General features: G+C 68.4%; 6 protein-coding genes and 1 pseudogene. 4 read left to right on the top strand and 3 right to left on the bottom strand.

Going from position 1 to position 6,672, the window contains the following annotated elements:
* The 4 genes and pseudogenes from BUE42_RS31230 to BUE42_RS31245 form a co-directional block, all read left to right on the top strand.
* Positions 1–441 (top strand): annotated as a pseudogene (locus tag BUE42_RS31230) (sulfate adenylyltransferase); the annotation flags it as partial.
* 6 nt (positions 442–447) lie between these two features.
* A complete protein-coding gene (gene cobA, locus BUE42_RS31235; protein ID WP_073469406.1) occupies positions 448–1,221 on the top strand; it encodes a uroporphyrinogen-III C-methyltransferase in 774 nt (257 codons plus the stop codon).
* 57 nt (positions 1,222–1,278) lie between these two features.
* Positions 1,279–1,602, top strand: coding sequence for a ferredoxin FdxA (gene fdxA / locus BUE42_RS31240; protein ID WP_073469399.1), 324 nt, complete (start codon positions 1,279–1,281; stop codon positions 1,600–1,602).
* A 51-nt stretch (positions 1,603–1,653) separates the two neighbouring features.
* Positions 1,654–2,754, top strand: coding sequence for an NAD(P)/FAD-dependent oxidoreductase (locus tag BUE42_RS31245; RefSeq protein ID WP_073469401.1), 1,101 nt, complete (start codon positions 1,654–1,656; stop codon positions 2,752–2,754).
* Between the two features lie 62 nt (positions 2,755–2,816).
* Here the strand turns inward: BUE42_RS31245 and BUE42_RS32865 are convergent, their stop codons facing one another.
* From BUE42_RS32865 to BUE42_RS31265, 3 genes are all read right to left on the bottom strand, one after another.
* A complete protein-coding gene (locus BUE42_RS32865) occupies positions 2,817–4,289 on the bottom strand; it encodes an endo alpha-1,4 polygalactosaminidase (RefSeq protein WP_143171880.1) in 1,473 nt (490 codons plus the stop codon).
* A gap of 115 nt (positions 4,290–4,404) precedes the next feature.
* Positions 4,405–5,598, bottom strand: coding sequence for an HPP family protein (locus BUE42_RS31260; RefSeq protein ID WP_073469403.1), 1,194 nt, complete (start codon positions 5,596–5,598; stop codon positions 4,405–4,407).
* Positions 5,599–5,682: 84 nt separating this feature from the next.
* On the bottom strand, positions 5,683–6,672 hold a 990-nt coding region (locus tag BUE42_RS31265; RefSeq protein WP_200799072.1), incomplete at its 5' end, for a DUF6055 domain-containing protein.

Raw genomic sequence — 6,672 nt, forward strand, 5'->3', positions numbered from 1 at the left:
GTGCGCCTGGCGGGCGAGGTGGTCGACGTGGTCGAGGCCGGCCAGTCGGCGGGCGTCGTGCTCGACCGGCAGCTCGACGTCTCGCGCGGCGACTGGATCTCGACGCCGTCGACCATCCACGAGACGCAGCGCTTCAGCGCGACGCTCGCGTGGCTCGACACCGAACCCGCCGTCGTCGGCCGCAAGTACTGGGTGCGCCACGGCAACCGCTGGGTGCAGGCGCGCATCACCGCGATCGAGAGCCGGCTCGACATCCACACGCTGGAGGCGATCGACGCGAACCAGCTCGCCGTCAACGAGATCGGCCATGTGATCGTCGAGACGCAGCAGGCGCTGCCGGTGGAGTCGTACCAGTCGAACCGCGTCGGCGGCTCGCTGATCATCGTGGATCCGGCCACGAACCGCACCAGCGGAGCGCTCCTGGTCAAGGGAGCCGCGTAAGTGGCCCTGGGTCGCGTCATCTTCATCGGTGCGGGCCCCGGCTCGGCCGACCTGATCACGGTGCGCGGCGCGCAGCGGCTGGCGCAGGCCGATGTGGTGCTGTTCGATGCACTGACCGACCCGGCGCTGCGCGCCCATGCGCCGAATGCGCGCTGGATCAACGTCGGCAAGCGTGGCTTCTGCGACAGCACCGGGCAGCAGACCATCAACGCGCTGCTGGTGAAGCATGCGCATGAGGTCGCGACCGTCGTGCGCCTGAAGGGCGGCGACCCGAGCGTGTTCGGCCGGCTCGAGGAAGAGCTGATCGCGCTGGCCGAGGCCGGCATCGCGTGCGAGGTGGTGCCCGGCGTCACGGCCGCCATCGCCGCCGCCGCCGCCACGCAGCGCCCGCTGACCCGCCGCGGCGCTGGCCGCAGCGTCAGCCTGACGACCGCGATGACGCAGACGCGCGAGCTGCGCGCCGCCCGCAGCGCCGACACCGAGGTGTTCTACATGGCCGGCAAGCAGCTGGCGGCGCTGGCGCGCGGCCTGCTCGACAGCGGCTGGCCGGCCGACACCCCGGTCAGCGTGGTGTCGCGCGCCGGCTGGCCCGACCAGTTGCACAGCGACCACACGCTGGACACCTTGTCGCGCGCCAGCCTGCTGCACGCCGGGCGCCCGACCGTCGTCACCGTGGGTGAAGGGGCCCGGCCGGTTTCCGTTGCAAAACCAGTTGCTGCAAATCAGGCAAAAGCCCCTGCGCAAGCCATCTCGCTTCCGGTGAAAACCCCAAGCCCTTAAAATCGCCCGTTTTGCCATCCGGCAAGGCAGCTTTTCTTCTTATTTCGAGCCAGCACCATGACCCACGTCGTCACCGAAGCATGCATCCGTTGCAAGTACACCGACTGCGTCGACGTGTGTCCGGTCGATTGCTTCCGCGAAGGCCCCAACTTCCTGACGATCGATCCGGACGAGTGCATCGACTGCGCGGTGTGCATCCCCGAATGCCCGGTCAACGCGATCCTGCCCGAGGAAGACGTCCCCGGCGACCAGGTCCACATGATCAAGATCAACGCAGATCTCGCGAAGAACTGGCCCAGCATCACCAAGCGCAAGGCCGCGCTGCCCGATGCGGACGAGTGGAAAGACAAGACGGGCAAGCTGTCCGAACTGATCAAGTGATTCCCGTCCCGGCCTCAGCCCGCCCCTGCCCCAGCATTACCAGAACCTGACATGGAACCGAACGCCAACGTGGAGATTTCAAAGACTGCCGGCTCGCACGACGGCCCCATCGAGACCGATGCGGTCATCGTCGGTGCCGGCCCCGTCGGCCTGTTCCAGGTCTTCGAACTCGGCCTGCTCGAGATCAAGGCCCACATCATCGACTCGCTCGCCTACCCCGGCGGCCAGTGCATCGAGCTGTACCCCGACAAGCCGATCTACGACATCCCGGCCGTGCCGGTGTGCACCGGCAAGGAGCTGACCGACAACCTGCTGAAGCAGATCGAGCCGTTCGGCGCCACCTTCCACCTCGGCCAGGAAGTGACCGTGGTGCAGAAGCAGGACGACGGCCGCTTCTTCGTCGAGACGAGCAAGGGCACGCGCTTCCTGACCAAGACGATCTTCGTCGCCGGCGGCGTCGGTTCGTTCCAGCCGCGCCTGCTGAGGGTCGACGGGCTCGACAAGTTCGACGAATCGCAGCTGTTCTACCGCGTGAAGAACCCGGCGCAGTTCGCCGGCAAGAACCTGGTGATCGTCGGTGGCGGCGATTCGGCGCTCGACTGGACGCTGAACTTCGTGCAGGACGGCCCGAACAAGGCCGAGAGCGTGATCCTGCTGCACCGCCGCGACGGCTTCAAGGCGGCGCCCGCGAGCGTGGCCAAGATGAAGGAGCTGTGCGACGCCTACGAGATGCAGTTCATCGTCGGCCAGGTGACCGGCTACGACGAGCGCGACGGCAAGCTGTCGGGCATCAAGGTGACTGGTGGCGATGGCGTCACGCGCGTGGTGCCGCTCGACGTGCTGCTGGTGTTCTTCGGTCTGAGCCCCAAGCTCGGCCCGATCGCCGAATGGGGCCTGAGCCTGGAGCGCAAGCAGATCGTCGTCGACACCGAGAAGTTCGAGACCAGCACGCCGGGCATCTTCGCGGTGGGCGACGTCAACACCTACCCGGGCAAGAAGAAGCTGATCCTGTCGGGCTTCCACGAGGCCGCGCTGGCAGCCTTCGCGGCGGCGCCGTACATCTTCCCGGACAAGCGCATCCACCTGCAGTACACGACCACCAGCCCGAAGCTGCACAAGGTGCTCGGCGTCGAGACGCCGAGCTTCGACTGATCTCCCGATCGTCAGCTTGATCATTCGGCCTCGCCCCCGCCAGGGAGCGAGGCCGAATTGCTTCAGTCGCAGCTGTAGCGGAACGACCCGTCGAGTGCGAGCGGCAGCACCAGGGTGCGGATGCCGGCGGCCTTCGACGCGGCGCACAGCTTGTCGCGCGCACCGCTGGTGTTGTTCACGTAGTTGCTCTTGTACTCGGCGTTGAACACCGGCTTGCCCTTGGCCGTGAAGGCCGAGTAGCCGCCGCATTCCGAATACTCGTTGCACTGCTCGTTGACCGCGAAGTCGAACGACGGCTCGAGCGCCGCGAGCTGGTCGACGTCATTCTTCAGCGCGATCGCCAGGCCGCGCAGGTGGGCCGCGGTGGCGAGGTAGCGGTTGTAGTCGAGCTGGTCCTGCTCGGTCAGCGGGAAGCCGGTCGAGTTGGTGTAGCCGTCGACGTTGTCCGGCTCGACGCCATCGCAACCCTTCGATTGCGCGAGGTCGAGGCGGGCCGCCATCACCGTGCGCACGTTGGCGGAGCGGATGTCCAGCCACTTCTCGCCGGCCCAGCCGTCGAGCGCCTTGCCCTTGTCGGCGGTGGCGAACTTCGAGTAGTCGGGGCGCCAGTCTTCGGAGCTGCCGGCCGAGAAGTAGCAGACCACCTTGCGGCCCGCGGACTTCAGCTGCGCGATCGTCACGGCGCTGGCATCGACCAGGTCGATGTCGTAGACGGTGGCGTTGTACGAGGTGTTCAAGGTGCCGGTGAGCTGCCATTGCCACGTCGACGACGCAGCCGGCTTCCACCACGTGCCGGGGCTCGGTGCGGGTGCGGGTGCGGGTGCGGGTGCGGGAGCCGGTGCCGGTGCCGGTGCCGGTGCCGGTGCCGGGGCAGGTGCCGGTGCGGGGGCAGGTGCCGGCGCGGGAGCGGGAGCGGGAGCGGGAGCGGGAGCAGGTGCAGGTGCAGGTGCAGGCGCCGGCGTGTTGTCCAGCGCCAAGCGGAACGCCTGTTGCGCGTTGCCGGTCGCGCAGGTCGCCAGCGAGAACTCGGTGACGGCCACGCGGGTCGGTGCGGTCAGGCAAAGCTTGCCGTCATAGCTGGCCACTTGCGCGAGGGTCGTGCCCAGCGCGGCCAGGCGGAACTGCTGCGCCTTGCGGCCATTGCAGTTGTCGAGGTCGACGAACGCGCCCGACTTGCTGCCGCGCGCGGTCACGCACAGCCCCGAGGCCGGGTTCTTGATCAGCACCAGGTTGCTCGCGCTGTCGGACGACACCGGCATGAACTGGAACTTCTGCGCCGCGCCGGCATTGCAGGCGGCCAGCCGGATGTCCCAGCTCGAGGTCACCGTCTCGGTGCAGGCACCGAGCTTGTCGGCCACCAGCGTGCCGACCGTGGTCGTCAGCTTCTTCGGGCCTGCCGCCGCAGCCGCCTCGATCGTGCGCTGGCCCTGGGCATCGGCCAGGTCATCGGCGGCCGAGTTGTCGGCGTCGTTGCCGCCGCAGGCGGCGAGCAGGACGGCACTGGAGCAAGCCAGGCCGAGCATCATCTTGTTCATCGTTGGTTCCTTGTTGATCAGTGCGTCCGGAACGCACGCTCCACAGCAGGAACCCAGTACACATCACGCCCCCTCGCGTGTATATGCGCAAGGGGACAACAAACGTGAGCAACGGTCACATCGCGCCGTCGCGCGGCGTGGCCAGGTGCGACAGGCAGATCTCGTAGAGCGCGCCGACCAGGTCGGTCTGCGTGACCATGCCGACCAGCTTGCGCTGCGCGTCGACCACCGGGATGTGGTGCAGCCCGACGTCGGCCATCAACGGCACCAGCTCGACGGCGGGGGTCGACGCGAAGGCGGTCTTCACCGGCGCGGTCATGATCTGCCCGACCACTTCATGCCGGTCCGAATGCGAGTTCGTGTTGCGCGCCAGGAAGGCGCGCAGCCGCCGCCCGATGTCGCGGCGGTCATGCAGCTCGACCTGCGCCAGGAAATCCGATCGCGTGACGATGCCGATCACCTGCCGCGCCCGGTTGACCACCGGCAGCGCCTGCACCGCGTGCTGGTGCATCAGGTTCCAGGCCACGTCGAGCTCGGTCGCGAACTCGACGGTCAGCACGTCCTTCGACATCACGTCCTCGCAGCGCGCTTCGCCGAAGCGCCGGCGGAACGCCTGCATCTCGGTCTGGTGGAACAGCGATTCGAGGTCGTCGATGCCGATGTCGAGCACCTGGTCGTAGTCCTTCAGTGCCGCCTGCAGGTCGGCCGGTGTGAAGCCGAGCCGCTCGGTGGGCGGCCCGTCGGTCGTGCGGTGCACGTGCGACGCGTCGGCCTGCTGCGCATGCGGATAGCGGCGGCCTGTCGCGTTGTTGAAGAGCAGCGCGACGCCGAGCAGCAGCAACGAATTGAGCGCGACCGGTGTCAGCACGAAGCCGTAGCCCGCGGCGTGCACGGCCGGCCCGCCGAGCACCGCCGTCAGCGCGACCGCGCCGCTCGGTGGGTGCAGGCAGCGCAGTGCGAACATCGCGGCGATCGCCAGGCAGATGGCCAATGCCGCCGCCAGCGACGGGGTCTCGACCAGCCGCGCGCACCCGACGCCGATCACCGCCGACACGATGTTGCCGCCCAGGATGGACCACGGCTGGGCCAAGGGGCTGGCAGGCACCGCGAACAGCAACACCGCCGATGCGCCCATCGGTGCGATCAACGCGATGGCACCGGGCGAGCCCTGCAGCACGAAGGCACTGAGCAGCCCGGTGGCCGCGATGCCCAGCAGCGCACCGACCACGGCGCGGAGCCGCTCGCGACCGCTCACCGCGGCGCGCGCAGGAAGCCACGCACGCATCCAGGGAAACAGCAAGGAACTCATGGGCGGTCGTCAAGGTCCGTTCAGATCGGAACCTCGGATTGTCGGCGAACACGCTGCGCCGGACCGCCCCGGATCAGCGCCGCATCAAGGCCGCCAGGTCAGCGTCGTCTTCGTGTTGATGTCGGTGGCCGAGCCGATGGTGGACGTCGCGTCGACGAACCCGGAGCGGTTGCCGGCGCTGAGGTTGAGCCCCGCGCCACGGTACTCGACATCGCCATGCAGGTTCAGCGTGCCCGACGCGCCCTGCCCGCTCTCGAAGAAGCCCAGCGGGTAGAACGTGGTGCGCACCTCGGCCGTGCCCGAGACCGTGAAGGCCGTGTTGCCCGAGCCGAGCACGCTGAGCCCGCCGACGATGCCGCCGGTGACCGTGCCCTTGCTGACGACGGCCTGGTCTTCAATGCGCGCGCTGCCGCTGGCGCTGCCGCCCGGCAGGATGGTCGCGTACGGGCCGACGTACACCGTGGTCGGTGTGCTGGTGGGCGCGCAGCCGCCACCATTCGAATGGCGGGCCGTGCCCGATGGACACGCATCGCGCTGCCCGTTCTGGAAGCCCTGCGGCCACGCGTTCGCCAGCTCGATCATGTACGGGTAGCGCCAGACCGTCTCGTACGCCTGGTCCCACACCACCGTCTTGAACACCGACGGCGTCGCGCTCACCACCAGGAACAGCGGCTCGCCCGCATTCACCTTGAACGTCAGGTCCGCGTCCAGCCCCTTCTGCAACCCGCTGTAGCGCGCCGACGTGAACTGCGTGTTCGTCGCCACCAGGCCCCAGCGGAAGTCGGCATCCGAGCCGCTCTGGTTGACGCCGCGGAACTTGACCGTCACGGTCGTCGACCCGTTGGTCGGGTACAGCCGCACGACGTTGTAGCCGAAGCGCTGCGGTGCGCCGTAGAACGGCGACGCGAAGCGGCGGTTGGTCGCCCAGTTGCTGTCCAGCGCCTCCAGCGGCATCAGCCGGTGCAGGCGCTCCGCCCTGTCGGTCAGCGTGATGTTGCCGTAGGTGTTGCGGAAGGTGTCGGGCGTGGCCTTGTAGTCCCACACCACGTTGTGCATCGCCCAGTCGCCGATGAA

It is taken from the genome of Rhizobacter sp. OV335 (genome assembly GCF_900142965.1).
GTDB lineage: Bacteria > Pseudomonadota > Gammaproteobacteria > Burkholderiales > Burkholderiaceae_C > Rhizobacter.